This window comes from Hyphomonas sp. UBA4505 (assembly GCF_002388685.1).
GTDB lineage: Bacteria > Pseudomonadota > Alphaproteobacteria > Caulobacterales > Hyphomonadaceae > Hyphomonas.
Window position 1 is genome coordinate 1,228,741 of record NZ_DGMZ01000012.1, and the last position, 25,017, is coordinate 1,253,757.

A 25,017-nucleotide genomic window follows, 5' to 3' on the forward strand; every position below is an offset into this window, starting at 1 on the left:
AGGAGCTGACAATATTCAATCCTGAGTGGTTTTCAAGCCCAAAGAATGCCCGCACGCAACTTGCGATTGTGTGTCGAGTTTTGCTTTATCTTTCGAGGCGGCCAGAGCCAACATCCTCATGCAGGATGATCAATTGGGCCGACGACTATTTCGGATCAAGCCGAATGACGTCGTCTTCTGACGATGCCGGCTCTGCAGTATCGTCAGGAAGGGACAGGCCAAGCGACGGAGCATCCTCGAACTGGCCTCCGCCAAAACCGCCGGACCCGATCAGCAGACCATCATCTTCGTCCGACTGCCCAATTCGCAAATTCAGCGTACCGCTGCCAGTGTCCTGAGCCGCCGATGAACTTGGCAGGTTCAGATTGAGGGAGCCCGTATATTCGTCCTCGACCTGGGCGGTCTCGGTAGCGACGACAGCTGCGTCTTCACTGCTGGAATTTTCAGAACAGGCCGTCCCTGCCAGACAGAAAGACACGATGGCGATAGACGTTGTCAGTTTCATGATCATGTCCCCATTCTTGCCGGGAGCTTCAGCGGCTCGCAAGCTTGTCTTGCACAACGTTCCAGAAATCGGCAGCGATATCAATGCCGCTGAGTTTCTTGATGGCCTGAACACCGGTGGGGGAGGTGACATTCACCTCGGTAAGACGCCCGCCAATCACGTCGATGCCCGTCAGGACGAGTCCGCGACGTTTCAATTCCGGCCCGATGGCTTCGCAAATCCGCATATCCGCGTCGCTCATATCTGTCTCCTCGGCCGTACCGCCGACAACGAGGTTCGATCGGACCTGACCTTCCTTGGGGCGCCGGTTGAGCGCGCCGGCGGCTTTGCCATCGATCAAGATGATGCGCTTGTCGCCCTCACTGACGGCCGGCAGAAATGCCTGAACCATGACCGGTTCACGCGAGCGACTGAAGAAGAGCTCAGTCAACGAGTCGAAATTGGAATCGTCCTGCTTCAGGCGAAACACGCCTGCGCCGCCATGCCCATAGAGCGGCTTGATGATGATGTCCTTGTGCTCTGCGCGGAAGGCTTCGATGACAGACAAGTCGCGCGACACAAGGGTTGGCGGCATCAGGTCTGGATACATTAGCGGGAAAATCTTTTCTGGACTGGATCGGACGCCAGCCGGGTCGTTCACGACGAGGGTTTCATCTGCGATTTCCTCAAGCAGATGGCAGGCCGTGATATAGCTCATGTCAAAGGGTGGGTCCTGACGCATCAAGATGACGGCAACGTCTTTTGCAAGATCCAGCCGAACGGGCGCATCAAACAGGCCGGGTGCGTCCTTCACACGTTGAACGCGCGCGGGTCGAACCAAGGCCGTTACGCGGCCTTGCTCGATGCTCATGTCATCGGGACCGTAGACGAAAAGCTCCATGCCGCGCGCTTGTGCGACTTCGGCCAGGGCAAAAGTGGTGTCTCCGTCGATATTGACGGATTCGAGCGGATCCATCTGGATCGCAACGCGAAGGCTCATGAGGCGGCTCCCTTCATGGGCCGCCGCCCGCGCGACCTGACCCGGCTAGTAATTGGCGCCGATCAGTTCCCCGTCGGCCTGATAGTCATATGAGGCATCGGGTGCTGTTTGATAAGGGGGCGTGCCCTGCGTCGTCGGCGCGGCTTGTTGGGTGCGGGTATTGTCACGAATGCGGACATAGGAAACCACCTGTTTCACGCCGCCCACCACACTGGCCTCCTCGGCTGCGCGCTTCAACTCCTCGGCCGACCGCGCGATGCCCATAAGGTAGACAACGCCATTATAGGTTTCGATGTTGAAGTTGAGGCTTTTGACCGTGCTGGACCCAACCAGGCGTGCGCGGACCCGACCCGTGATGACTTCATCGGAGACATTTGCGAGGAAACCGCCCGGAGGCTGGATACGAATTTCATTGGCGACATCGCGCGTGAGGTGAGAGGTCCAGGCGATACCTTCGGCTTTCACACGCTCTTCCGGAGTGTTTACGCGGCCGGAGAGCAGGACGAGTCCCCCGGTGACCTCCACATCGACCTCTCCAAACTTGTTTGCGCTTTCAGACAGGAGCTTACTCTTGATCTCATTCGACGCGGTGGCATCGTCCACAGCTTCACCGAGCGATTTCTCCTGGGCGGCGGCAACGCCAACGGCCCCGGCGGTGCCAAGCGCTGCAACGGCGCAACCCCCGAGCGGCAAAGCAAACAAAACGGCGGCAGCAGCAAATTGCATGCGCATGAAACTCTACTCCATCAGCAACAAGAATGACGTCGGAATATGCCCTGAACATGCGGCGAAAATCTGGCAAACTGCGCATAAGGTGCAATTTGGTGCGAATTGAGACTCGATATGACGGCGACAGACCTTTAATGGCTGGTTGTTCGGCCCCGTAGATGCTATTATCTGAAGAGGACGTAACAAGAAGGAACCGGACCCCTGACCCCCAGCGCCCCGCGGCTCCAGCCCGCCCAGCAGGCCACGCTCGAAGAAATCCGTAATGTGGCCGAAGCCCTCGCCAAGGCCCTTGAGGATGACAAGGCTGAAGACATTCTCTTCATTGACCTTGATGGAAGATCTTCGCTCGCAGATTTCATGATCATCGCATCCGGTCGTTCCGGCCGGCATGTTGCGGCTCTCGCAGACCATCTTGCACAAGACGTAAAGAAACTGACCGGTCGCCCGGCCAGTGTCGAAGGTATGCCGAATGCAGATTGGGTGCTGATCGATACCGGGGATGTCATCGTCCACCTGTTCCGCCCGGAAGTCCGGGAACTCTATAATCTCGAAAAGATCTGGGCATCTGACAATGCCCATCGTGCGCCAGCCAATTAGCGGGCGACCATGCGGATCATCTTTCTGGTCGTCGGGCGGCTAAAGGCCGGGCCGGAACGCGAACTTGTCGATGAATACATCAAGCGTGCAGGGCCGATCGCACGATCCCTCGGCTTTCGCGGCATTGAAGAGATCGAAGTGCCCAGTGGCGGCGGACTGGACGCTGAAGCGGACCGGATTCTCGCCAAACTACCGTCAGGTGCCAAATGTATCCGACTGGACGAGTTCGGACGGGCACAAAGATCTCGCGAATTTTCTGAAAATCTCGCCAAATGGCGCGATCAGGGCGTGCCTGACCTCGTTTTCCTGATTGGGGGAGCCGAGGGCTATGGCGACGCGGTGAAGTCAGCCGTTCCGGATACTCTGGCTTTTGGACCCCAGACCTGGCCACATCGTTTTGTCAGGGTGATGGTGACAGAGCAGGTTTACCGCGCTGTATCGATCCTCGCCGGGACGCCCTATCACAAGGATTAAGGCTCAACCTGCGTAGAGTGAAGGCTGTGGCATCAGGACCATGGCAAATGTTACGGCCGCGATTACCCCTAAAACGGCAACAGACAATAGTCGTGTGATGGATATGGGATGGCTCACGGGATCGTCCTTTCTGGTCGCTTGGGCTCCAGATGGTGCCTCGATACATTGATGAACACTCTTGTAACGGAATAGGTTCCATGCGCGGCACGCATGAGGCGATTTCAGGGCAGAGCCTTACACTTTGTTGATCCTTGCAATTTCCCGGCCTAGAGCAGTAGTCGACCGAACTAGCGCGGTGGGAGGCGGTTACCATGTCGGGATTGAGGGACTTCCTGAAAGTCTATTGGCCTCTGGTCGTCGTTGCCTTTGCGGGCGTGCTCCTGGCTCTGGTGCTGATGGACCCTGCGCCACCGAAAACGATCCGGTTCGCCGCTGGCAGCCCGGGCGGTGCCTATCATGCCTTTGCAGAACGCTATCAGCGTCTTCTCGCGGAAGAGGGGGTGGAGGTTGTGCTGGTGGAGACGCAGGGCTCAATCGACAATCTGCGCCTGCTGGATGATTCCGAGGTTGATGTCGGCCTTGTGCAGGGCGGACTCTCAACTGTGTCCGATGAGGAAGAGTTGCGCTCAATTGGAGGACTGTTTCCGGAGCCTTTCTGGGTGTTTGTCCGGAATGATGTTCCCGTTGACACGTTGGGCGATCTTCACGATGCTCGAATGGCAGTTGGCGGCACCGGGTCGGGCACGCGCATGCTCGCCCTGGAGCTAGAGGCCGATTATGGGGGCGAATGGGATGAAACGTCTCGGCTGCCGCTTTCGGGCAATGCGGCGGCGGACGCCCTGCTGTCCGGGAGTCTGGACGCTGCTGCTTTCTCTGCCTCGGTGGAGGCATCTTATGTGGACCGATTGCTGAACAGTCCGGATGTTGTCCGCCTGCTTCCGTTTGACCGCGCTCCGGCCCTGGCGCGCCGACACGAGGCGCTGTCAGATATTGTCCTTCTGAGAGGCGTTGTGGATATCGGCAAGAATCTGCCAGCAACAGACATCCCCCTGGTCGCACCTGTCGCTCAACTCGTCGTCCGCAAGGACTTGCACCCGGCCATCGAAGCGCTTCTCATAGATGCTGCAACGGCGATTCATTCCCAAGGTACGCTGCTGGCCCCGGCGGGGGAGTATCCTGATCCGGACCTGATCGATCTGCCCATCAGCGAACAAGCACGTCGATACTACAAGGACGGCCCGTCATTCCTGCGCCGTTACTTTTCGTTCGACGTCGCGAATTTTCTGGACAGGGCCTGGGTGCTTGCAATCCCGTTGCTGACCTTGCTCTTCCCGTTGGTCCGGGTCGCACCTCCCATCTATCGCTGGCGTGTGCGCCGGAAAATCTATGTCTGGTATGAAGACTTGCGTGCGCTCGAAGAGCGTGGACGTTCGACCGACAACAAGGCGGAACGTGACAAGGTGCAGGAGGAACTCGAAACCCTGCAGGCAGAAATCGGTGCCGTTGAAGTGCCGCTTTCCTATACGGACGATCTTTACCGGCTTCGCAGTCATGTCGAGTTCGTCAAGCAACTGGTGCGTGAGCGAAATCCGGTGAAGGTTGCCGGCTGACATGACTTCATTGCGAAAGATAGCCATTGCCGGTGCCGGCATTGGGGGACTGGCCGCGGCAGCCCTGCTTGCCCAAGCCGGCCATGACGTCACCGTCTATGACCAGTTCGATGCGCCAGGACCTGTCGGGTCTGGCCTGATCCTGCAAGAAACGGGGTTGACGATATTGGGCGAGCTCGGCTTGCGTGAGCGAGCCGAAACGCTGGGCGCGCCTATTCGGCGCCTGCATGGCCAGGCGGTCAATTCCGGGCGCACCGTGTTGGATGTCCGATATGATGCCATCCGGCCCAGCCTTCGGGGCATATCCATCCAGCGTCCCGTCCTGTTTGACCTGGTGTATCAAGCAGCCAGAGAGGCAGGCGCGAATATTGTCCCGTCCACACGGATCATCGCGGCTCAGGCCGTGGGAGGTTACCTGACCACAGGGGACGGAAAGACGTTGGGGCCGTTTGATCTTGTGGTTGATGCACTCGGTGTGCGCTCCCCGCTCTCATCTCGTCCGCGCAGCCAGCTCGCATATGGCGCGCTCTGGGCAACCCTTCCGTGGCAGGAGGGACATGGGTTTGAGCGGAACGCCTTGGCACAACGCTACCGGCAGGCCCGTCAGATGGCGGGGGTTATGCCATCAGGCCGCTCAGAAGAAGAGGGCGTGGACACGCTCACCTATTTCTGGTCCATTCGAACGGATCAGTATCAGGCATGGAAGCAGGCTCCCTTGTCAGCTTGGAAAGCAGAGGCGGTCGCGCTCTGGCCGGAAACGGCTGTCTTCCTGGACCAGTTGAAGAGCCACGCTCAGCTAACCTATGCAGAATATGACCATCGCACACACGCCCCTGCCGTAAACCAGCGGCTGGTGCACATCGGCGACAGCTGGCATGCGGCCAGCCCGCAACTGGGCCAGGGGGCCAACATGGCCTTGCTTGATGCTTATGCGCTGTCGCGGGCATTGTGCGTCCGCGACGATCTGGACAGACAATTGCGCCACTACACTTCAATGCGTTCAGGGCACGTCAGAATGTTCCAGACTATGAGCTGGCTTTTCACGCCGGTCTACCAGTCCGATTCCACGATACTTGCATGGTTACGCGATTGGCTGGCGGCCCCGATCAGCAAGATACCGCCCGCACCGAAAGTGCTCGCCGCCATGGTGTCGGGCGGAATGGGCAGGCCGCTCAACAGGCTTGGGCTCAAGGCTGGCGATGTATCATTCACTGCCGAGTGATTTGAGGCGGTACAGCAAGTCAAGCGCTTCACGCGGTGTCAGGGAATCCGGGTCAATCTGTTGCAGCAACAGGTCGGATTCTGATGGCCCAATTATCTGATCTGCATTCTCCTCGTCCGTGATCGGCGCAAGAGATGCGGCAGCAAAGAGGGGCAGGTTTTCGGGCGCGTCAGGTTCAGCCTCAAGCTGCTTCAGGATTTGCGCCGCCCGTTTGACGGCCTTCTTTGGAAGGCCTGCAAGCTTGGCCACTTGTACGCCGTAAGACTTGTCCGCCGGCCCGGCCTGAACTTCATGCAGGAAGACAAGGTCATCTTTCCATTCCTTGGCGCGGAGCGAAGCATTGGCCGCACCGGGCAAGTCCTCAACCAGTTTGGTCAGCTCATGATAGTGAGTGGCAAACAGGGCCCGGGCCTTGTTGACCGAATGAAGGTGCTCGACTGCCGCCCAGGCGATGGCGAGACCGTCCCAGGTTGATGTGCCCCGGCCGACCTCGTCCATGATGACGAAACTGCGCTCCGTAGCCTGATTAAGAATGGCGGCGGTCTCAACCATTTCCACCATGAAGGTGGATCGCCCGCGTGCCAGATCGTCGGACGCGCCGACGCGCGAAAAGATCCGATCGACCAAGCCCAATGTCAGGGATCGCGCAGGCACGAAGAGCCCTGCTTGCGCCAAGATAACGGCCAGCGCGGCTTGTCTTAGATAGGTGGACTTACCGGCCATGTTCGGACCAGTCACGAGCAGGAGGCGCGTTCCGAAATCGCCCTCGGCACTTAGTCCCAGGTCGTTGGCGGTAAATCCCTTGCCATCTTTCTTGAGCGCAGCTTCGACCACCGGGTGGCGCAGCCCCGTGGCGTAAAATGTGGTGTCTTCTGTCAGTACGGGTCTGATCGCGTCGACCTCAAACGCCCATTCTGCTGAGGCTGCCGCGACATCGAGGTCCGCAATGGCGCCTGCAGTGCGGGATAGAGGCGAGTTTAGTGCATCGATTCGCTCACAAAACCCTTCGAAGACGGACATTTCACGCGCTTTTGCTTCGTCTTCTGCGCGGGAAATCCTGCCCGCGAGTTCAGAAAGTTCCTGCGTAGAGAAGCGCACATTGCTGGCCAGGGTCTGACGATGGATGAAGGTTTCGGACAGAGGCGGCTTCATCAACGGGTCGCCATAGCGGGCCGGGACATCGACGAAATAGCCAAGCACATTGTTGAACTTGATCTTCAACGCAGTGATGCCGGTTTCGTCAGCGTAGCGAGCCTGTAGCGCAGCGATGATCTGGCGGCTGTCATCGCGCAGGCCACGGGCTTCATCGAGCGCCTCGTCCCAGCCGGGTGCAACGAACCCGCCATCGCGGGCGAGTGTGGGTGGATTTTCCGAAAGTGCTGTCTCCAAATCCCGCGCGAGTGTGGCGAGGTCTTTGTCCTTGCCCAGGTCGAGTGCGGCAACAGCCTCATCGATTTTGTGCGGCAGGCCCGCAGAGCTGGCTGTCAGTTGGCTTGCCGCTTCATGTGCGGCAGTCAGTGCGAGCCCGATCGCGGCGAGGTCGCGCGGCCCACCCCGACCGAGGCGCAACCGTGTCCGCGCACGTTCCAGATCCGGCGCAGCCTTCAAGCTGGCACGGACAGACGCCACTGCGTCGCGATCATCCGCAAACCAAGCCACAGCGTCATACCGCGCATCAATCTCCACCCGGTCGACACAGGGACGCGAAAGACGCGAGGCCAGAAGCCGCGCGCCCGGTGCGGTGACGGTCCGGTCGATTGTGCCCAGCAGGGATCCGTCGCGGTCGCCGCGCATGGATCGGTCGATCTCCAGGCTCGTGCGGGTTGCTGGATCAATCGCTAGATAGCCCTCTGCGCGTGCTCGAATGGGTGGGTCCAATCGGATGTCGCTGCCTGCTTGGGTGAGCTTCACGTAATCCAGCAATAGGCCGATTGCTGCGAGTTCTGCGCGGCCGAAGTCGCCGAGCGCTTCCAGCGCAGCGATTCCGAATGTTTCTTTGAGAAGGGCTTCGCCTGTTTTGTACGTCGCGCTGCGGGCGGGCCGGAAGGTCACTGGTGCGGTGGAGAGCGCAGTCGCATTTGCGATGGCAGGTTTGTCGATATCGCCCTCGGACACCAACAGTTCAGACAATGGATAAGCCATCAGGCTGTCAGCAAGCGTGTTCGCTGCGAGCGCGGAGACATCAAATCGTCCGGTGGAGACATCGCAGACGGCGATGGCCGCTTCGGCTCCGCCGCCTCCTATGGCAATCGCGGCCAGCGCCTGATCCTGATTAGCGGGCAGTAGGGCGTCTTCGGTCAGCGTTCCGGGCGTAACAATGCGGACGATGTCCCGGTTTACGATGGATTTTGATCCGCGCTTCTTGGCCTCTGCGGGGCTCTCTGTCTGCTCGCAAACGGCAACCCGGCATCCGGCCTTGATCAGGCGTGCCAGATAACCCTCGGCGGCATGATAGGGCACGCCTGCCATGGGGATGGGTTTGCCTTCGTACTCGCCTCGTGACGTCAGCGTTATGCCGAGCACTTTCGAGGCCTGAACCGCGTCGTCGAAGAACAGTTCGTAAAAGTCGCCCATCCGGAAGAAGAGCATGGCATCTTCATGCCGCGCCTTGATCGACAGGTATTGCGCCATGAACGGGCTTGGCGCAGGAGTGGGTTTCGAGGGAGCAGAAGTGTCGGCCATGGGCCGGGACGCTATCGTCAGTGCCGGAGATTCGCAAAGCCTCGCACCAGCTTGCGCGCGACAAAGTGATCATATCGCACCGAATGGCCCGTTTTGCGGTTGGCATGGCTTTCGCACCGGCCTAGTTTGCCGCCTCAATTGAAACTTTTTGCAAAAACGGATTTGCCGCGCGATGACCACTAAACGGCCGAGCTTCACAGACCAGGAAGCCCTCGATTTTCACTCGCAGCCACACGCCGGCAAGATCTCCATGGCGCCGACCAAGCCTATGGGTACGCAGCGTGACCTGTCTTTGGCCTATAGTCCCGGCGTTGCGGTGCCCGTGCTTGCCATCGCGGAAGACGAAGACCGGGCCTACGATTATACCGCCAAGGGCAATCTGGTCGCGGTCATTTCCAACGGTACTGCCATCCTCGGCCTCGGCAATCTTGGGCCGATGGCGTCCAAACCGGTGATGGAAGGCAAGTCTGTCCTGTTCAAACGGTTTGCCGATATCGACAGTTTCGACGTCGAGGTCAGCACGACAGACGTCGAAGAATTCATCATGACGGTCCGGAACATCGGTTCCACGTGGGGCGGCATCAACCTGGAAGATATCTCGTCTCCGGACTGTTTCATCATCGAGAGCCGTCTGCGCGAAGACCTCGACATTCCGGTGTTTCATGATGACCAGCACGGCACGGCGATTATTGCCGCGGCCGGCCTTATCAATGCCTGCCACATTACGGGTCGGGAACTGAAAGATCTGAAAGTCGCCGTCTCGGGGGCAGGGGCCGCCGGTCTTTCCTGTGCAGGACTGATTCGCCATCTCGGCGTGAAGCCTGAGAATATCCTGATGTGTGACTCCAGCGGCGTTGTCTATGAGGGACGCACCGAGAAGATGGACCAGTTCAAGTCCGCCTTTGCCGTCAAAACCACAAAGCGAACGCTCGCAGAAGCAATCGAAGGCGCTGACGTGTTGTTGGGCCTGTCCGCGAAGGGCGCTGTTTCGAAAGAGATGGTCAAGTCGATGGCCAAGGACCCGATCATCTTCGCCATGGCCAATCCTGATCCTGAAATCACGCCGGAAGATATCAAGTCGGTTCGTGATGATGCAATCATTGCCACCGGCCGGTCGGATTATCCCAATCAGGTCAACAATGTTCTGGGTTTCCCGTACATCTTCCGCGGCGCGCTGGACGTGCGTGCGCGTGGCATCAATGAAGAGATGAAAGTTGCAGCTGCACGGGCAATCGCTGAGCTGGCGCGCGAAGACGTGCCGGATGAAGTGGCGGCTGCATACCATGGCGCGCGCCCAAGCTTCGGGCGTGAATACATTATCCCAACCCCGTTTGATCCGCGCCTGATCAGCTTCATTCCGCCTTTCGTGGCGCAGGCCGCCATGGATACCGGCGTGGCTCGCAAACCGATTGATGACATGGAAGCCTACCGGCATTCGCTGGCCCGCCGAGCGGATCCGTCCGCTTCCTTCATTCAGGGGGTTCAGGCTCGCTGTAAGGAGCTGCAGCGCCGCATCGTGTTTGCTGAGGGTGAAGAGCCCGCCGTCGTTCGCGCCGCGTTCAGCTTCAAGAACCAGGGGCTTGGTCATCCGATCCTGATTGGTCGCGAGGCTCAGGTCGAGCGCGCCATGGAGCAGATGGGTATCCAGCCCGGTACACTTGAGATTCTAAATGCGCGCCTGTCTGACAACAATCCGGTCTACACGGACATGCTGTATGCTCGCCTCCAGCGCGACGGCTATTTGAAGCGGGATGCCCAGCGTCTCGTGAACCAGGACCGCAATGTCTTCGGCTGTTGCATGCTGAAGAATGGCGACGCTGATGGCATGGTCACGGGTGTGACCCGTAACTATGACGTCGCCTTGAACGACTCGCTGCTGGTGCTCGATCCGATACCGGGACAGGCCATAATTGGCATGTCGATGGTGATTAACCGGGGGCGGACGGTCTTCATCGCAGACACTAGCGTCACCGAGCTGCCGCAGGGCGAAGACCTTGCCAATATCGCCATAGAGGCCGCCCGAGGCGTCCGCTCACTTGGCTTCTCGCCGCGCGTGGCATTCCTGTCCTATTCGACCTTCGGCAACCCGATGGGCGAGCGCGGCGAAAAGGTGCGCGATGCCGTTGCCATCCTGGATGGCATGAAGGATATCGACTTCGAATATGAAGGTGACATGAGCGCGGATGTTGCGTTGAACACCAGCCACAAGCTGCTCTACCCATTCTCGCGCCTGACTGGTCCGGCAAATGTGTTGGTCATGCCAGCCATTCACGCCGCATCTATCTCGACCAAGCTTCTGGAATCGATGAGCCGCGCGACGGTGATTGGGCCAATGCTGCTGGGTCTAGAGAAGCCGGTACAGATTGCATCGCTCGGCGCAACGGTCGGTGACATTGTGAACCTCGCAACGATTGCGGCCTTTGATGTGGATCACGTGCACGGCGGCTAACGTCATCGTCACGAAATTCCCCAGCGTCAGGACTCGCAGGCGGCGAGTGGCTCACCTATAGTCATATCAAGCATATGGACCACAGGGAGGCCCGAACGGCATGAAGGAATACAAGCAGTTCTATATCGATGGTGCATGGGTTGATCCCGTTGAGCCGCGCACGTTGGAAATCGAGAACCCGGCCACTGAAGAAAACTTCGCGGTCATTTCGATTGGTTCCAAGGCCGATGTCGATAAGGCCGTTGCCGCAGCTCGGAAGGCTTTCCCGGCATTTTCGCAGACCAGCGTGGAATACCGCGCCGAGCTGCTCGAAAAGATCGCTGCAGGCATTCAGGCGCGAATGCCGGAAATGGCAGAAGCGATCTCGAACGAGATGGGCGCGCCGATGTGGCTTGCCAATGCGGCGCAAGTGCCTGCCGGTATGGGGCATTTTGCGACCACTGCAGCCATTCTGCGTGATTATCAGTTCGAGGAGCTGAAGGGTACGACGCTGCTTCGCAAGGAGCCAATCGGCGTTTGCGGATTCATCACGCCTTGGAACTGGCCGCTGAACCAGATCGCCTGCAAGGTTGCTCCGGCAATTGCTGCAGGGTGCACCATGGTGCTCAAGCCGTCCGAAATCGCGCCGCTCGACGCGATGATCCTGACGGAAATCATGCACGAGGCCGGTGTGCCGAAGGGCGTATTCAACCTCGTCAACGGAGATGGTCCGGGTGTCGGTTCGGCGCTGTCCTCACACCCTGACGTCGACATGATGAGCTTCACCGGTTCCACACGCGCAGGTGTGCTTGTGGCTCAGGCGGCTGCGCCGACCGTAAAGCGCGTCGCACAGGAACTCGGCGGCAAGAGCCCGAATATTATCCTGCCATCCGCAGACCTCGAGAAGGCTGTCGGTGGAGGCGTTATGCAGATGATGACGAATACGGGTCAGTCCTGTAACGCGCCATCGCGCATGTTCGTCCAGAAGGACCAGCAGGACCAGGCGATTGCGATCGCAAAGGCAGCGGCTGAATCGGTGAAAGTGATGATGCCAGGTGAAGCCTCACCGGGCGCTATCGGTCCGATTTCGAACGGCAACCAGTACCAGAAGGTTCAGGATCTGATCGAGACCGGCATCAAGGAAGGCGCGACGCTGGTCGCCGGTGGACCAGGCCGTCCGGAAGGCTTCAACAAGGGCTATTTCGCGCGTCCAACCGTGTTTGCGAATGTCACCAATGACATGACCATTGCGCGTGAGGAAATCTTCGGGCCAGTGCTCGTCATGATCCCATATGAGGATGTGGATGATGCTGTCGAAATGGCCAATGACACAGTCTATGGCCTGGCAGGCTATGTGCAGGGCGCTGAAGATGAAGCCCGCAAAGTGGCCAACCGCATTCGTGCCGGTCAGATTCAGGTCAATGGTGCGCGGCCAGACTTCACAGCACCATTCGGTGGCTACGGCCAATCCGGCAACGGCCGGGAATGGGGCGAGCATGGCTTTGAGGAGTTTCTCGAAGTCAAGGCAGTCATGGGCTACAAGGCCGCCTAGTCTGTTTCACGGCTGAAAATATTATGGGGCGGCCTTCGGGTCGCCCTTTTTGTTTGCCTGATTGACATCGATCAGGCGGCTCTCTGAATTGTGAAGCCAATTCAACTAGTGTTCAGCTAACTTCCCCCATACATTACAGGAAACATCGCTTTGGAGGGTGATATTCCATGCCCAAATTCAAGCTTACAGGTGCAATCGCTGCCTTGGCCGTGCTCGGCGCCTGCGCGACCGCAACGCCATATCAGGCCGCTCTGGATGGCGATCGCGGTTATTCGGAAATGAAGATCGAGGACAATCGGTTCCAGGTCGAGTTTTCCGGAAACTCCCTGACAGATCGAAAGACCGTAGAGACCTATTTGCTCTACCGGGCTGCGGAGCTGACCCGACTGAACGGGTATGACCACTTCCGGGTCGTACGCCGCGACACAGATTCTGAAAGCCGCCTTGTGCCGGTTGGCGGAGGCTCGCCCTATTACGACCATTTCCACCTGAATTACAGATACTTCGGCCCTTATGCGGCCTACTATCATGACCCATTCCGTCGGTCACGCTATTCTGCGTTTGGACCTTATGACGCTTATTGGGGCGGCCCACGGGAATACCGTGAGCGGACGAGCTATGTCGCGTCTGCAGAAATCCTGATGGGTAAGGGCGAAAAGCCCGCCGATGCCGCCTATTTTGATGCAGAGCAAGTTGTCTTCAATCTCAGCCCAAACATCATGAGACCGGAGCTGAAATAGTCCTCGACCCGCGAATTCGCATTGCAGCCCCGCCATTTGGCGGGGCTTTTTTCTGGTCTGGACACTGGCCATTCCTTTGCAGGAGGCCCAGATAGGGCCCTTGAGAATCTCAAGAAAGCCTGTCGAACCCATGCCGGACTCCGAAATGCCCGTTCCTGAGCCGCGCACCTTGCAAGGTGCCCATGGTCGACCTGTGCCGGGGCGCACGGAGATGGTCGTCATGGTTGCGGCGCTGATGGCGCTTAACGCGCTCGCCATTGACATCATGCTGCCTGCACTGGGTGAGATCGCGGATTCGATCGGTCTGACAGGTGCTTCCCCGGAGGATGCCAATCGTCAGCAGATGATTGTGTTTTCCTATGTATTGGGCTTCGGCGCGCCTCAACTCGTTTGGGGGCCGATTTCCGACCGCTTCGGACGGCGCGTCCCCTTGTTCGTCGGATTGGTTGGTTACTCGCTGACTGCGCTACTCTGTATCGCGCTAAAGGATTTTCATGCGCTGCTTGCTGCGCGTTTCCTGCAGGGCGTTTTTGCTTCAGGCGCCCGGCTTGTGGCTGTTTCGGTCGTCCGTGATCTTTATGCAGGCCGGCGTATGGCGGGTTTCATGTCATTGGTCATGACCATTTTCATGGTTGTGCCCATGATCGCGCCTGCCATGGGTCAGCTGATCCTGTTCGTCGCCCCCTGGCAATGGATATTCGGCGTCCTTGCCTTGTTCGGCGGGCTTTTGCTTGCATGGACATGGTTGCGCTTGCCAGAAACCCTGGCGCCCGAGGCGCGCAATCCTCTGAATGTTTCGTCTGCCGCCAGCAGCTATATGGCAGTCATACGTAGTCGCATCACGTTCGGTTACATGTGCGCTTCCGGTGTCATATTCGGCGCATTGTTCTCATTTATCGGATCTTCAGAGCAGATCTTTCGGGATGTCTTCGGCCAGGAAGAAACATTCGCGTTCTGGTTTGCTGGTGTGGCAGGTGCGCTCGCATGCGCAAATCTGTTCAACTCCCGCGTGGTTGAGAGAATTGGCATGCGCCGCATCAGTCATGCCGCAATGGTGTTCTTCATCATCATGTCGACGTCGCTGGCGCTGGTGACGCATTTCTTCGGCGAGAGCCTGTTATGGTTTTTCCCGATGTTCGCGATGACATTTGCCTGTTTTGGCCTGATGGGTGCAAACTTCTCGGCACTCGCCATGGAGCCGTTGGGCAAGATTGCAGGCACGGCTTCCGCAGCTTACGGCTTCGCCACGACGACAGTTTCAAGCATTCTCGGAATTCTGATCGGAAGCTACTACAATGGCACGACGGTGCCGCTCGTTCTCGGGTTTGCGTGTCTTGGGGTGGGCTCGCTCGTGATCGTATTGATCACCGAGAAGGGCAAATTGTTCAGCTCTCGCTGAGCTTGGCTTGCCGGCGCTTTCGGGCGGCCGGTTCGCGAATGCGAGACAAGGGCCGAACCTGGCTTTCCAGATGCTCGATGATCAGGCCGGCAATGTCTTTGCCGCTGGCCGATTCGATGCCTTCGAGACCCGGCGAAGAGTTTACCTCCAGCACTTTGGGGCCTTTCTCGGTTTGCAGCAGGTCGACACCTGCGACGCGCAAGCCCAGTACTTTGGCGGCCTCCCGGGCCGTGTCGCGTTCGGTGCGGGACAGCCTGATGGTAGAGGCCGTTCCGCCGCGATGGAGGTTTGAGCGGAACTCGCCCTTCTGGGCCTGGCGCTTCATTGCGCCGACCACTTTGTTGCCGACGACGAACGCCCGAACATCGGTGCCTGCAGCTTCTTCGACGAATTCCTGTACCAGAAAGTTTGCTTCCAGACCCCGGAAGGCATCAATCAGGCTTTCCGCAGCCTTGCGGGTCTCGGCGAGCACGACGCCCTTGCCTTGCGTGGATGAGAGCAATTTCACCACCACAGGCGCGCCTCCCGCCAGCGAGATCAGATCCTTGGTGTCTTTCGGACTGTGCGCAAAGGCCGTGACCGGCATGTCGATCTTGGCGCGGGCAAGCAGTTGGTGCGCCATCAGCTTGTCGCGCGAATGGCCGATCGCACTGGCACTGTTCAAGCAGAATGCGCCGGTATTGGTGAACTGTCGCAGCACGGCCAAGCCGTAATCTGTAATCCCTGCCCCGATGCGCGGAATCACCGCGTCATAGCGGGGCAGTGCCTTGCCATCATAGTGGACTTGCGGATGTGTCGTGCCAATCTGCATGTAACAGCGTGCGGTATCGATGGCCTCGATCACGTGGCCTCGCTCCTGTGCCGCTTCGATGAGGCGCAGACTTGAATAATTCCGCGGCTCGCGCGTGAGCAACGCAATGCGCAATGGACGTTTGACGGGCTTCTTTTTTGGCAGGCCCGCATAGGCTGCAAAGTCGAGTTTCGGCTGAAGGAAAGACGCGTTTGCGTTGACGATCATGTCCGGCTGGATCGCGCCGCGGCCGAACAGCATGCGGTAGGTCATGCTCTCGCGATTGGTCAGCGTCAGCTGGATCGGCCAGCGGCGTCCGCCCATCTCGACATCGGTCTGGATCACATAACGCAGCTCGGTGTCCCCATTGGAGCTGGTCACGTCGCGGCGGTCTACAACCGGCGCGGAACATGTGATTTCCAAGCCCGGATCACTCGGGTCCGGTTGGATCAGGAAGCGCACCTGTGGTGCATCGGCAGGCCCGAATGGCTCAATGACGCTGGCGTGCAGTGCAGACGTGCGCGCGCCGGTATCCACCTTCGCCTTGATCGCGGGCAAGCCGAGGTCGGGCAGAGTCAGCCACTCTTCCCAGCCGAGTTGGAACGGGTCTGATTGCGACATTATGAAAGCCTTCCTGCCAGTTCGCGCCCGATAAAGGTGAACCGGCAGGTATTCAATCTCTTATCCGCAGAACGCAGCGGATCAGCCTTCGACCAGCCAGGCTTTCTCGACGATTCCGACCACGTCGCCCATGATTTCGGTGATCTTGAAATCCTTGGGCGTGTAGACACGGGCAATGCCCATCTGGCGCAGGGCGCGGGCATCTTCCGGCGGAATGATGCCGCCGATGACGACCGGCACGTCTCCGAGGCCGACCGCGCGCAGCTCGGCAATTGTTTCGCGTACCAGATCAAGGTGGCTGCCAGAGAGAATGGACAGCCCAACGACATGTGCATTCGCTTCTTTGGCCTGCGCAGCAATCTCCGACGGCGTGAACCGAATGCCCTCATAGACGACATTCATGCCGACTTCCCGGCCCCGTGCCGCGATCTGTTCGGCGCCGTTGGAATGGCCGTCGAGGCCCGGCTTGCCGAGCACATAGGTCAGCTGGCGCCCGAGCGCTTCGGAAACACGCTCGACGTCCTTGCGGACAGCGGCCGCATCTTCCTCGCCATCGGTCTTGATAACCATGGCGACGCCCGTGGGTGCTCGGAATTCGCCAAACACGTCCCGCATTGCCGTGCCCCATTCACCTGTCGTGACGCCGGCCTTCGCGCAGGCAATCGAGGGCTCCATGATATTGGTCCCGTCCTGTGCGGCTTGCTTCAGCGCTGCGAGCGCATTTTCAACGGCGCTTGCATCGCGTTTGCTGCGCCATTCTTTCAGGTCGCGAACCTGAGCGGATTCCTCTGCCGGGTCGACCGTCTGGATCGATCCGTCGCCGCCTGCGAGTGGGCTCTCCGCCGTCTCGACATAGCGGTTGACGCCAACCACGGTCAGATCACCGCTCTCAATCGCCTTGATGCGATCAATATGTGCGCCGACGAGGCTCTCCTTCATATGGTCGATCGACTGGATTGCGCCGCCCCGCGCATCGAGGTCAGCCAGCGTATCCCGCGCCAGCGCCTTCAGCTCTTCTGTTTTGGATTCGATGACATGGCTGCCGTCGAAGATGTCTTCGTATTCCAGGAGGTCTGTTTCATAGGCGAGGATCTGCTGCAGACGCAGCGACCATTGCTGGTCCCACGGGCGTGGCAGGCCCAGCGCCTCATTCCAGGCCGGCAGCTGCAGGGCCCGGCAGCGAGCCTTCTTCGACAGGGTGACGGCCATTGCCTCGATCAGGATGCGATAGACATTGTTTTCAGGCTGCGGCTCGGTCAGGCCAAGCGAGTTCACCTGCACGCCATAGCGGAATAGCAGCGCCTTCGGACTGGTCACGCCATAGCGTTCGCGGCCAATCTCTTCCCAGAGTTCCACAAAGGCACGCATCTTACAAAGTTCCGTAACGAAACGAACTCCGGCGTTCACGAAGAAGGAAATTCGACCGAAGACCGTTTCAAAGTCTGATTCCGGAACCTGCCCTCCGGCTTTTACGGTATCCAGCACCGAGATTGCCGTGGCCAAAGCATAGGCGAGTTCCTGTTCCGGCGTCGCGCCCGCTTCCTGCAAATGGTAAGAGCAGACATTCATCGGATTCCATTTCGGGACCTCGGTGTAGCACCAGCTGACCATATCCGAGATCAGACGCAGGCTCGGTTCCGGCGGGAATACATAGGTGCCGCGCGAAAGGTATTCCTTCACAATGTCATTCTGAGTGGTGCCGCGCAGTTTCTTGCGATCATCTCCGCGCTCATCCGCCAGTGCCACATACAGCGCCAGCATCCAGGCGGCTGGCGCATTGATCGTCATTGATGTGTTCATCTCTTCCAGCGGCAGCTGGTCGAACAGGAGGCGCATGTCGCCGAGATGCTTGACCGGCACACCCACTTTGCCAACTTCGCCCTTGGAGAGGATGTGGTCTGCGTCATACGCGGTCTGGGTGGGCAGGTCGAAGGCAATCGACAAGCCTGTCTGACCCTTGGCGAGGTTGCCGCGATACAGTTCGTTGGATTTTGTTGCCGTTGAATGTCCGGCATAGGTCCGGAAAATCCACGGGCGGTCCGGTGCGTGCTGGTATGCTTTATCCATGTCTGCCACGGAATTCTCCCCTTGTTATGTTGCGGCGCAGCATGCCGCGTGCAACGTCACAAGGCAAGCGCTGCTGCTTGCGTCAGGATGTCTGAACAACCAGATGTAGGCGAGAGGAGATTGCCGTGAACCCACCGACCAATGTGATCCAGACTGCCCTGCTTTTGCGGATTGTCGCTATCCTGGCCTTTCCGGTCGGTGTGGTGATTGCAGCGCTGATGGAGCGTAGTGTGCTCATGGTCGCCTTGCTCGCAGCGGGCATGTTGGCGGTCAGCTGGGTCGAGCGGTTTCGACTGCACCGTTTGTCCGGGAATGAGGGGTACCCCGCCATCACGGGATTATTGCCCGGCTTTGCTGTGCGAGCAGGCTTTCTGGCTGGCCTGTTCATTGTCAGCCTTGGCGTGCTCGCTCTGTTTCGTGAGACCATTCTGGCGCGGGGGCTCGGTCTGACTGATCTTGGTCTTTTTTCTGCCGTGGCTGGCGTTGCTCTGCTGGCCAATGCCATCAGCGCGCGCATGGCGACCCGGGAAGTGTCGAGTGTCATGGCCCAGATGAACGCCAATATCACGCCGCCGGGCGGGGCGTCTCAGGCTGGCGTAGGGCCGGGTGAAATCATCGAAGGCGAAGTGATCGACCGCGACTGAAACGGGTATGGTCTCGTTACCGCAAACATTCATGAGCACCATGCGATTCCAGGCGGTTTCGTGAGGGCTGCAAATCGGCTATACGGCGCGGGCTCTAAAGGAATTTCCCCTCAATGTCTGACATGATTGGCCTGATGGCCGCAGCTCTGACGACCCTGTCTTTCCTGCCTCAGGCCCTGATGGTCATTCGCACCGGAAGGACTGATGGGATTTCGCTGATCATGTATGCGATGTTCACTACCGGCGTCGCAGGTTGGCTGGTCTATGGCATTCTGCTGGGATCGCTCCCCATGATCGTGGCCAATAGCGTCACGCTGCTGTTGGCCAGTATGATCCTGGCCCTCAAAGTGCGTCACTCGCTTCAGGCCAAAGCCCAAGCCGCGACCTTTTCCACATCAGCGCCAATCGCCTCATAATAGAGGCGCTGTACTTGCCGCGTAACAGGGCCCGGCTTGCCGGTGCCGACCGGTCGATCCTCCAGCTGTATGACAGGAGCAATCATAGCCCCCGCTGAGGTCGTGAAGATCTCCTTGGCAGCGTATGCCTCATCCGGTGTGAAGGCGCGCTCCTCGATATCCAGTCCCTGATTGCGAAGCCGGGCAATGACATGGGCGCGCGTAATTCCGGGCAGTATGTCGCTGGACAGATTGCGCGTGATGATCCGGCCCTCCTCGGTCACGATCCATGTATTGGCTGAGGCCGCTTCGGTGACGTGGCCATCCTCGACCATGAACGCGGTTTCGGCGCCGGCTTCGCGCGCAGCGCGGTAGGCGAGGGCCTGCGACAGGAGTTGAGTTGTCTTGATATCGCGCCGACGCCAGCGAATGTCGTTCAGGAAGATGGCGCGAATGCCCTGCTCGGCTTTATCACTGATCAGGGGGCGATGATCCGCATACAGGAAAATTGTGGGTGTGAAGGTCTCCGGGCCAGCAAAATCCCGGGAGTCGTAGGCGCCTGCTGTAACTTCGAGATAGATCAGTCCCTCTGAAAGGCCGTTGCGGGCGATCAACTGGCTGTGAATGTCCTCCCACGCGGCCGCGTCATGTGGGTTAGGGATCGAAATTGCTTCCAGCGTGTTGCCGAGGCGCGACACATGACCTTCGAAATCGATCAGTTTTCCGCCGTAAACAGCGGTCACTTCATAGGCTGCGTGAGAAAACAGGAATCCCCGGTCCAGTGGGGAGATCAGGGCGTCTTTCCGCTGGGTGAAGACTCCGTTCAGATAAACCGTGTCGCCGATAGACATGATTGCAACGCCCCTTTTTCGAAATTTGTGCAGCGCAACAAAATTCTTGCAAGCTCTTCGTTCAGCGGCCAAGGTGGCGGGAACCGGGTGGTTTGTGAAGCCACGAATAATTGTGCGCCAGACCATCCCGGAAATGTAATCAAGGAGGAGGGCCCCCCTGCCATGGCAAGGGAAACCAAAGATATTTACGAGCTCGGCGAGATCCCGCCGGAGTTCCACGTTCCGAAGATGATGCACGCCTGGGCGATCCGCCGCGACCGTCACGGGCGTCCGTCAACGGCGATGCAGCTGGAACAGGTTCCGGTTCCGGAAATCGATTCCGACGAAGTGCTGGTCCTCGTGATGGCAGCTGGCGTGAACTATAATGGCATCTGGGCCGCACTTGGCGAGCCGATGTCCGTGTTCGACGTTCACAAGCAGGATTTCCATGTTGCAGGGTCCGACGCGTCCGGGATCGTATGGGCTGTCGGTCGCAAAGTGACACGCGTGAAGCCGGGTGACGAAGTGGTCATCCACTGCAACCAGGATGATGGCGACGACGAGGAATGTAATGGCGGCGACCCGATGTTCTCGCCCAGTCAGCGTATCTGGGGCTACGAAACTCCAGACGGCTCCTTCGCCCAATTCTGCCGCGTACAGGCGCGCCAATGCATGCCGCGCCCCAAGCATCTGACCTGGGAAGAGAGCGCCTGCTACACACTGACGCTTGCCACAGCCTACCGCATGCTGTTCGGCCACCGCCCGCACATCGTGAAGCCGGCAGACAATGTCCTTGTCTGGGGCGCCTCGGGCGGCCTTGGCAGCTTCGGTGTCCAGCTTTGTGCTGTCACGGGGGCGAACGCGATTGGGGTCGTCGGAAGCGATGACAAGAAAGAGCATGTGCTCAGTCTTGGCGCCAAGGGCGTGCTCAACCGCAAGGACTTCAATTGCTGGGGGCAGCTGCCGACCGTGAACGGCCCGGAATTCAATGACTATATGAAAGAGAGCCGAAAGTTCGGCAAGGCGATCTGGGAACTCACTGACAAGAAGGATGTCGACATCGTCTTCGAACATCCGGGTGAGTCGACTTTCCCTGTGTCTGTGTTCGTTGTGAAGCGTGGCGGCATGGTCGTCATCTGCGCCGGTACGACCGGCTTCAACCTGACCATGGATGCGCGCTTCCTCTGGATGCGGCAGAAGCGGGTACAGGGCAGCCATTTCGCAAACCTGAAACAGGCAAGCGCCGCGAACCAATTGGTGATCAACCGGCGCATTGATCCGGGCATGTCCGAAGTCTTCCCATGGGAAGACATTCCGGCCGCGCACGACAAGATGCTGGACAACAAGCATCTGCCTGGAAACATGGCTGTTCTGGTGACCTCACCAAAGCCGGGTCTCCGAACGGTTGAAGATGTTCTGGCGGTAAACGGCCAAGCCTAGTAACAGGCCGTATGGCCAGACCGGACGCTGATTCGTTTGCCCGTGAATGGGTAGCAGCCTGGAATGATCACGACCTCGACGCTGTGCTGTCGCACTATGCCGACGGGGTCGTGTTCCATTCGCCGCGCATTGCGCTGGTGATGGGGACGGATGAGGATTTCCTGACTGGAAAAGCGGGGCTGCGCAAATACTGGCAGGCCGCAATGGCCAGCGCGAGTGATCTGTATTTTGAACTGGAAGACGTGTTGACCGGATCAGACGCGATCACGTTGCTTTACACCAACCATCGCGGCCAGAACGCGGCTGAAACTTTTATTTTCGATGAGGATGGCGAGATCTGTATCGCTGTCGCGACCTACGGCTAAAGCTCGTCCATGCCGCCCGGATTGCGCCGACGGCGGACCAACCACATAACGCCCCGCAAATCGGACAGGGCATCGGCCAATCGGCCAAAATTCGTATAGTTCGATGTTCCGCTACGACGCTCGCGATGATTCACGTCGCGATATTCCACATCGAAGCCTTCGGCCTGCATCAGGGCAGGGACGTAGCGATGGATATGATCGAAATAGGGCAACCTCAGGAAGGCTTCCCGATAGATCGCCTTCACGCCACAGCCAGCATCGTCGCAATCATCCCGCAGCAGGCGTTTGCGGATCTTGTTGGCAAAACTGCTGCCAAACCGCTTCCAGGCAGTGTCTTTACGCTTGGTGCGGCGGCCCATAACCATTTTCAGCGATTCCGGCGCATCTGCCCGCGTCAGCTGGCGGTACAGGTCTGGCAGATCGGCTGGATCGTTCTGTCCATCGCCATCCAGCGTGCCAATCACCGGCGCGCGCGCCGCCATTATTCCGGAACGGATGGCCCGGCTCTGCCCGGCATTGTTGCGGTGCCCGATCACGCGCAACATCGGAAAGCGCTCCTTCAGTTCGATCAGGCGCGCCCGCGTGTCATCGGTCGACGCATCATCGACGAACACCATTTCGAATGCGCGCCCATCGAGCGCGCGGTGAATCTCGGTGATCAGGGATTCGACATTGCCGGATTCATTGTGAACCGGAACAACGATGGAGAATTCAAGCGACTGGGCCACGGCTGGCACCTTTCAGGCAGGGGCTCGCGAGCGCGCGAGGCAGGTTTCGCACGCTCATACAAAGCGATTTGACGCAAGGCGAGCCCTGCGGCGCATTTGTCACGCTAGGAATCTCAGCGCAAAACCCTGAAGACGCGCGGACATGAACAAGGTAAATGGCAATCATGACTTTGCTTGATCGACTTTCCACCGGCTGGAAACCCTGGTTCGTCCTGTTCATCCTTACATTCGGCGCTGCCGCGCCCGGCGTGTTCAATTTGCCTGCCCTCGACAGGGATGAGAGCCGGTTTGCGCAGGCCTCGAAGGAAATGCTGGAGGAGCAGGATTATATCCGCATCCAGTATCAGGATGAGCTGCGCAACAAGAAGCCGGCAGGCATTCACTGGCTGCAGGCCGCCTCGACGGCAGTGTTTACGGGGCCCGAGGCAAAGCAGATCTGGACCTATCGCGTGCCGAGCTGGTTGGGGGCCGCCTTCGGAACGCTTGCCTGTTTCTGGGCCGGACTGGTCCTGGTTGGGCGAAGGGCCAGCTTTGTCGGCTCAGCCCTGTTCGGCGCGACGCTCCTTCTGACATCGGAAGCGCACATCTCCAAAACAGACGGAATGCTCGTTTTCCTGACAACGCTCAGCATAGGTGCGCTTGCGCGCCTTTATATGCGCCGTGACCAGTCGAAAAAGATGGCGCTGCTCTTCTGGTTTTGCATGGGCACCAGCTTCCTGATCAAGGGGCCAGTGACGCCGATGGTGGCCGCCTATGCCGGGATCGGGGCATGGGTTTGGGCCAAGGCGACTGACGGAAAAGGAGGCGACTGGTGGCGCGTTTTGCTCTGGTGGCCGGGGCCAGCGATTTTCGTGGCAATGGTGCTGCCCTGGTTTCTCTGGATTCAGGCTGCGACTGATGGGCAATACATCAAGGGCGCGGTCGGCAAGGATCTGAAAGACAAGTTCACCGGCGCCTCTGAGGGGCATGGTGGCTGGTCATTCTACCATCTTACCCATGTTCCGGCCTGGTTCTTCCCGGCGACCCTGTTCATCATTCCCGGCTTTGTGGCGGCGTGGAAGACGTTGAAGCCCATCAAGCCGCAAGGCGCGGCATGGCTGAAGCACGTTTTGTTGGTGGGCGCGGCATTGTTCGCGGTCTTGTTGATCTTGAGTTATCTGCTGCCCTTCCTGCCGCGCCCGGCAGGAACGGGACTGGCAGCACAAGCGCTGAACACAATTGCCACCCTCAAGCCGCTGCCAGCATGGCCAGCAGTCTTGCTCGCCTATTTCTGGTGGGTGTCGGGGCGCGACACATGGATGGCGAAGCATCCGGTCGGAGAAGCGATCATACCTGACGAGACACGCGCGGTCCGCATGCTCGTGGCCTGGGCGGTCCTGACCTATGCCTTCTTCGAACTGATGCCGACCCTGCTCAGTCACTACATCCTTCCGGCCTATCCTGCCTTCGCACTGCTCGCAGGCTATGCAGCGGCTAAAATGATGGAAGGGGAATTGTGGCCCGTCACGCGATGGGCGTCCCTGATCCTGTTCGCGTTGGGGGCGATCCTCTTACTTGCCGCGTCATTCCCCGGTGTGACAACCTATTTCATGGCGGAAACGGCGGGCGATTTCTCGACAGCCTTTCCCGAAGACGTGCTCGCATCATGGGCGGATTATCGGGCGTTCCCACTTTGGTTCTGGTGGATCGGCTTTGGCCTTTGTGGAGTTGCCATCATCGAGTTCAGTCGGCGCCATGAGTGCAATGCTGCCATGTTCGCCATCTATGCAGCCGTCGCAATCGGCTGGCATATCCGCATCTTCATGCTGCCGAGCCAGGTCTGGGTGCAGCCGACCGAAACGGCGCGTCTGGCGCTGGAGGATGTCTGCGGTGTGCCGGGCGAGGCGTGTGACTGGCAGCCGCCGGAACGCATCCTGGCGCTTGGCTATGCCGAGCCCTCCTATGTGCTGACTCTCGGCACGCAGAATCTCCACCCGCCGGAAACCCCGTTCGACCTGCCTCAAGACCCGTCCGCTTATCCGGTCGTCTATCTCGTCAATTTCGAGGATCGCAAGGCCGAGCCGCCGATCGAAGACGAGATCCGCCATTTGCGCGCTCAGGCCGACCAGATGCGCCTCTGTGTCACCGAGACCGAGCCTTACTATGCGTTGAATTATTCGAACGGGGACCCGGTCAATTTCCGGGCCCTCCGCTTCGATTATGGCGACTGCCCAGGTTGAT

At 59.1% G+C, this 25,017-nt stretch carries 21 protein-coding genes; 13 read left to right on the top strand and 8 right to left on the bottom strand.

Going from position 1 to position 25,017, the window contains the following annotated elements:
* Window positions 1-145: 145 nt before the first annotated feature.
* The 3 genes from B3527_RS15210 to B3527_RS15220 are packed head-to-tail and all read right to left on the bottom strand — an operon-like array spanning window position 146 to window position 2,216.
* On the bottom strand, window positions 146-505 hold the full coding sequence (locus B3527_RS15210) for a hypothetical protein (protein ID WP_156486770.1): 360 nt from the start codon (window positions 503-505) through the stop codon (window positions 146-148).
* Between the two features lie 28 nt (window positions 506-533).
* Window positions 534-1,484 carry a glutathione synthase gene (gene gshB / locus B3527_RS15215; protein WP_290480407.1) on the bottom strand — a complete coding sequence of 317 codons (951 nt, stop codon included), beginning with the start codon at window positions 1,482-1,484 and terminating at the stop codon, window positions 534-536.
* Window positions 1,485-1,529: 45 nt separating this feature from the next.
* Window positions 1,530-2,216: a BON domain-containing protein gene (locus tag B3527_RS15220; protein ID WP_051608048.1), complete on the bottom strand. Its 687-nt coding sequence runs from the start codon at window positions 2,214-2,216 to the stop codon at window positions 1,530-1,532.
* Between the two features lie 261 nt (window positions 2,217-2,477).
* Between B3527_RS15220 and rsfS the strand changes: the two genes are divergently transcribed.
* From rsfS to B3527_RS15240, 4 genes are all read left to right on the top strand, one after another.
* Entirely contained in the window at window positions 2,478-2,810 is a 333-nt protein-coding gene (gene rsfS / locus B3527_RS15225) for a ribosome silencing factor (protein ID WP_290480408.1), read from the top strand.
* A gap of 9 nt (window positions 2,811-2,819) precedes the next feature.
* A complete protein-coding gene (locus B3527_RS15230; RefSeq protein WP_067327323.1) occupies window positions 2,820-3,284 on the top strand; it encodes a 23S rRNA (pseudouridine(1915)-N(3))-methyltransferase RlmH in 465 nt (154 codons plus the stop codon).
* A 311-nt stretch (window positions 3,285-3,595) separates the two neighbouring features.
* Window positions 3,596-4,894 carry a TAXI family TRAP transporter solute-binding subunit gene (locus tag B3527_RS15235; protein WP_290480409.1) on the top strand — a complete coding sequence of 433 codons (1,299 nt, stop codon included), beginning with the start codon at window positions 3,596-3,598 and terminating at the stop codon, window positions 4,892-4,894.
* A gap of 1 nt (window position 4,895) precedes the next feature.
* Window positions 4,896-6,116 carry an FAD-dependent oxidoreductase gene (locus B3527_RS15240; protein ID WP_290480410.1) on the top strand — a complete coding sequence of 407 codons (1,221 nt, stop codon included), beginning with the start codon at window positions 4,896-4,898 and terminating at the stop codon, window positions 6,114-6,116.
* Here the strand turns inward: B3527_RS15240 and mutS are convergent.
* Window positions 6,099-8,798, bottom strand: a complete 2,700-nt coding sequence (mutS, locus tag B3527_RS15245) for a DNA mismatch repair protein MutS (RefSeq protein ID WP_290480411.1) — start codon at window positions 8,796-8,798, stop codon at window positions 6,099-6,101. The genes B3527_RS15240 and mutS overlap by 18 nt on opposite strands.
* Window positions 8,799-8,970: 172 nt before the next feature.
* Here mutS and B3527_RS15250 point away from each other — a divergent pair, with 172 nt between their 5' ends.
* From B3527_RS15250 to B3527_RS15265, 4 genes are all read left to right on the top strand, one after another.
* Window positions 8,971-11,247: an NADP-dependent malic enzyme gene (locus B3527_RS15250; RefSeq protein ID WP_034817619.1), complete on the top strand. Its 2,277-nt coding sequence runs from the start codon at window positions 8,971-8,973 to the stop codon at window positions 11,245-11,247.
* Between the two features lie 100 nt (window positions 11,248-11,347).
* Window positions 11,348-12,778, top strand: a complete 1,431-nt coding sequence (locus B3527_RS15255; protein ID WP_034817621.1) for an aldehyde dehydrogenase family protein — start codon at window positions 11,348-11,350, stop codon at window positions 12,776-12,778.
* Between the two features lie 167 nt (window positions 12,779-12,945).
* On the top strand, window positions 12,946-13,518 hold the full coding sequence (locus tag B3527_RS15260) for a CC0125/CC1285 family lipoprotein (RefSeq protein ID WP_034817622.1): 573 nt from the start codon (window positions 12,946-12,948) through the stop codon (window positions 13,516-13,518).
* Window positions 13,519-13,648: 130 nt separating this feature from the next.
* The gene (locus tag B3527_RS15265) at window positions 13,649-14,917 is read left to right on the top strand and encodes a multidrug effflux MFS transporter (RefSeq protein ID WP_242517444.1); all 1,269 of its coding nucleotides are present in this window, start codon (window positions 13,649-13,651) and stop codon (window positions 14,915-14,917) included.
* On the opposite strand, the gene rimK is transcribed toward B3527_RS15265, so the two are convergent.
* Complete coding sequence (gene rimK, locus B3527_RS15270) at window positions 14,904-16,328, bottom strand: 30S ribosomal protein S6--L-glutamate ligase (protein WP_034817624.1); 1,425 nt, start codon at window positions 16,326-16,328, stop codon at window positions 14,904-14,906. The two genes, B3527_RS15265 and rimK, sit on opposite strands and share 14 nt — an antisense overlap.
* A gap of 81 nt (window positions 16,329-16,409) precedes the next feature.
* The gene (locus B3527_RS15275) at window positions 16,410-18,395 is read right to left on the bottom strand and encodes a protein meaA (protein ID WP_290480429.1); all 1,986 of its coding nucleotides are present in this window, start codon (window positions 18,393-18,395) and stop codon (window positions 16,410-16,412) included.
* Between the two features lie 125 nt (window positions 18,396-18,520).
* Here B3527_RS15275 and B3527_RS15280 point away from each other — a divergent pair, with 125 nt between their 5' ends.
* The gene (locus B3527_RS15280) at window positions 18,521-19,039 is read left to right on the top strand and encodes a hypothetical protein (protein WP_290480412.1); all 519 of its coding nucleotides are present in this window, start codon (window positions 18,521-18,523) and stop codon (window positions 19,037-19,039) included.
* 113 nt (window positions 19,040-19,152) lie between these two features.
* Window positions 19,153-19,455: a SemiSWEET transporter gene (locus tag B3527_RS15285; protein ID WP_034817631.1), complete on the top strand. Its 303-nt coding sequence runs from the start codon at window positions 19,153-19,155 to the stop codon at window positions 19,453-19,455.
* Here B3527_RS15285 and B3527_RS15290 read toward each other — a convergent pair.
* The gene (locus B3527_RS15290; RefSeq protein ID WP_290480413.1) at window positions 19,401-20,285 is read right to left on the bottom strand and encodes an aminotransferase class IV; all 885 of its coding nucleotides are present in this window, start codon (window positions 20,283-20,285) and stop codon (window positions 19,401-19,403) included. The genes B3527_RS15285 and B3527_RS15290 overlap by 55 nt on opposite strands.
* Before the next feature lie 162 nt (window positions 20,286-20,447).
* On the opposite strand from B3527_RS15290, the gene ccrA reads away from it, so the two are divergent.
* On the top strand, window positions 20,448-21,704 hold the full coding sequence (gene ccrA, locus B3527_RS15295; RefSeq protein WP_034817636.1) for a crotonyl-CoA carboxylase/reductase: 1,257 nt from the start codon (window positions 20,448-20,450) through the stop codon (window positions 21,702-21,704).
* 11 nt (window positions 21,705-21,715) lie between these two features.
* Window positions 21,716-22,069 (top strand): nuclear transport factor 2 family protein, encoded by a 354-nt coding sequence (locus B3527_RS15300; protein ID WP_034817639.1) that lies wholly within the window; start codon window positions 21,716-21,718, stop codon window positions 22,067-22,069.
* Here B3527_RS15300 and B3527_RS15305 read toward each other — a convergent pair.
* A complete protein-coding gene (locus B3527_RS15305) occupies window positions 22,066-22,797 on the bottom strand; it encodes a glycosyltransferase family 2 protein (protein ID WP_084333547.1) in 732 nt (243 codons plus the stop codon). The two genes, B3527_RS15300 and B3527_RS15305, sit on opposite strands and share 4 nt — an antisense overlap.
* A gap of 155 nt (window positions 22,798-22,952) precedes the next feature.
* On the opposite strand from B3527_RS15305, the gene B3527_RS15310 reads away from it, so the two are divergent.
* Entirely contained in the window at window positions 22,953-25,016 is a 2,064-nt protein-coding gene (locus tag B3527_RS15310) for an ArnT family glycosyltransferase (protein WP_290480414.1), read from the top strand.
* The last annotated feature ends 1 nt before the right edge of the window (window position 25,017 follow it).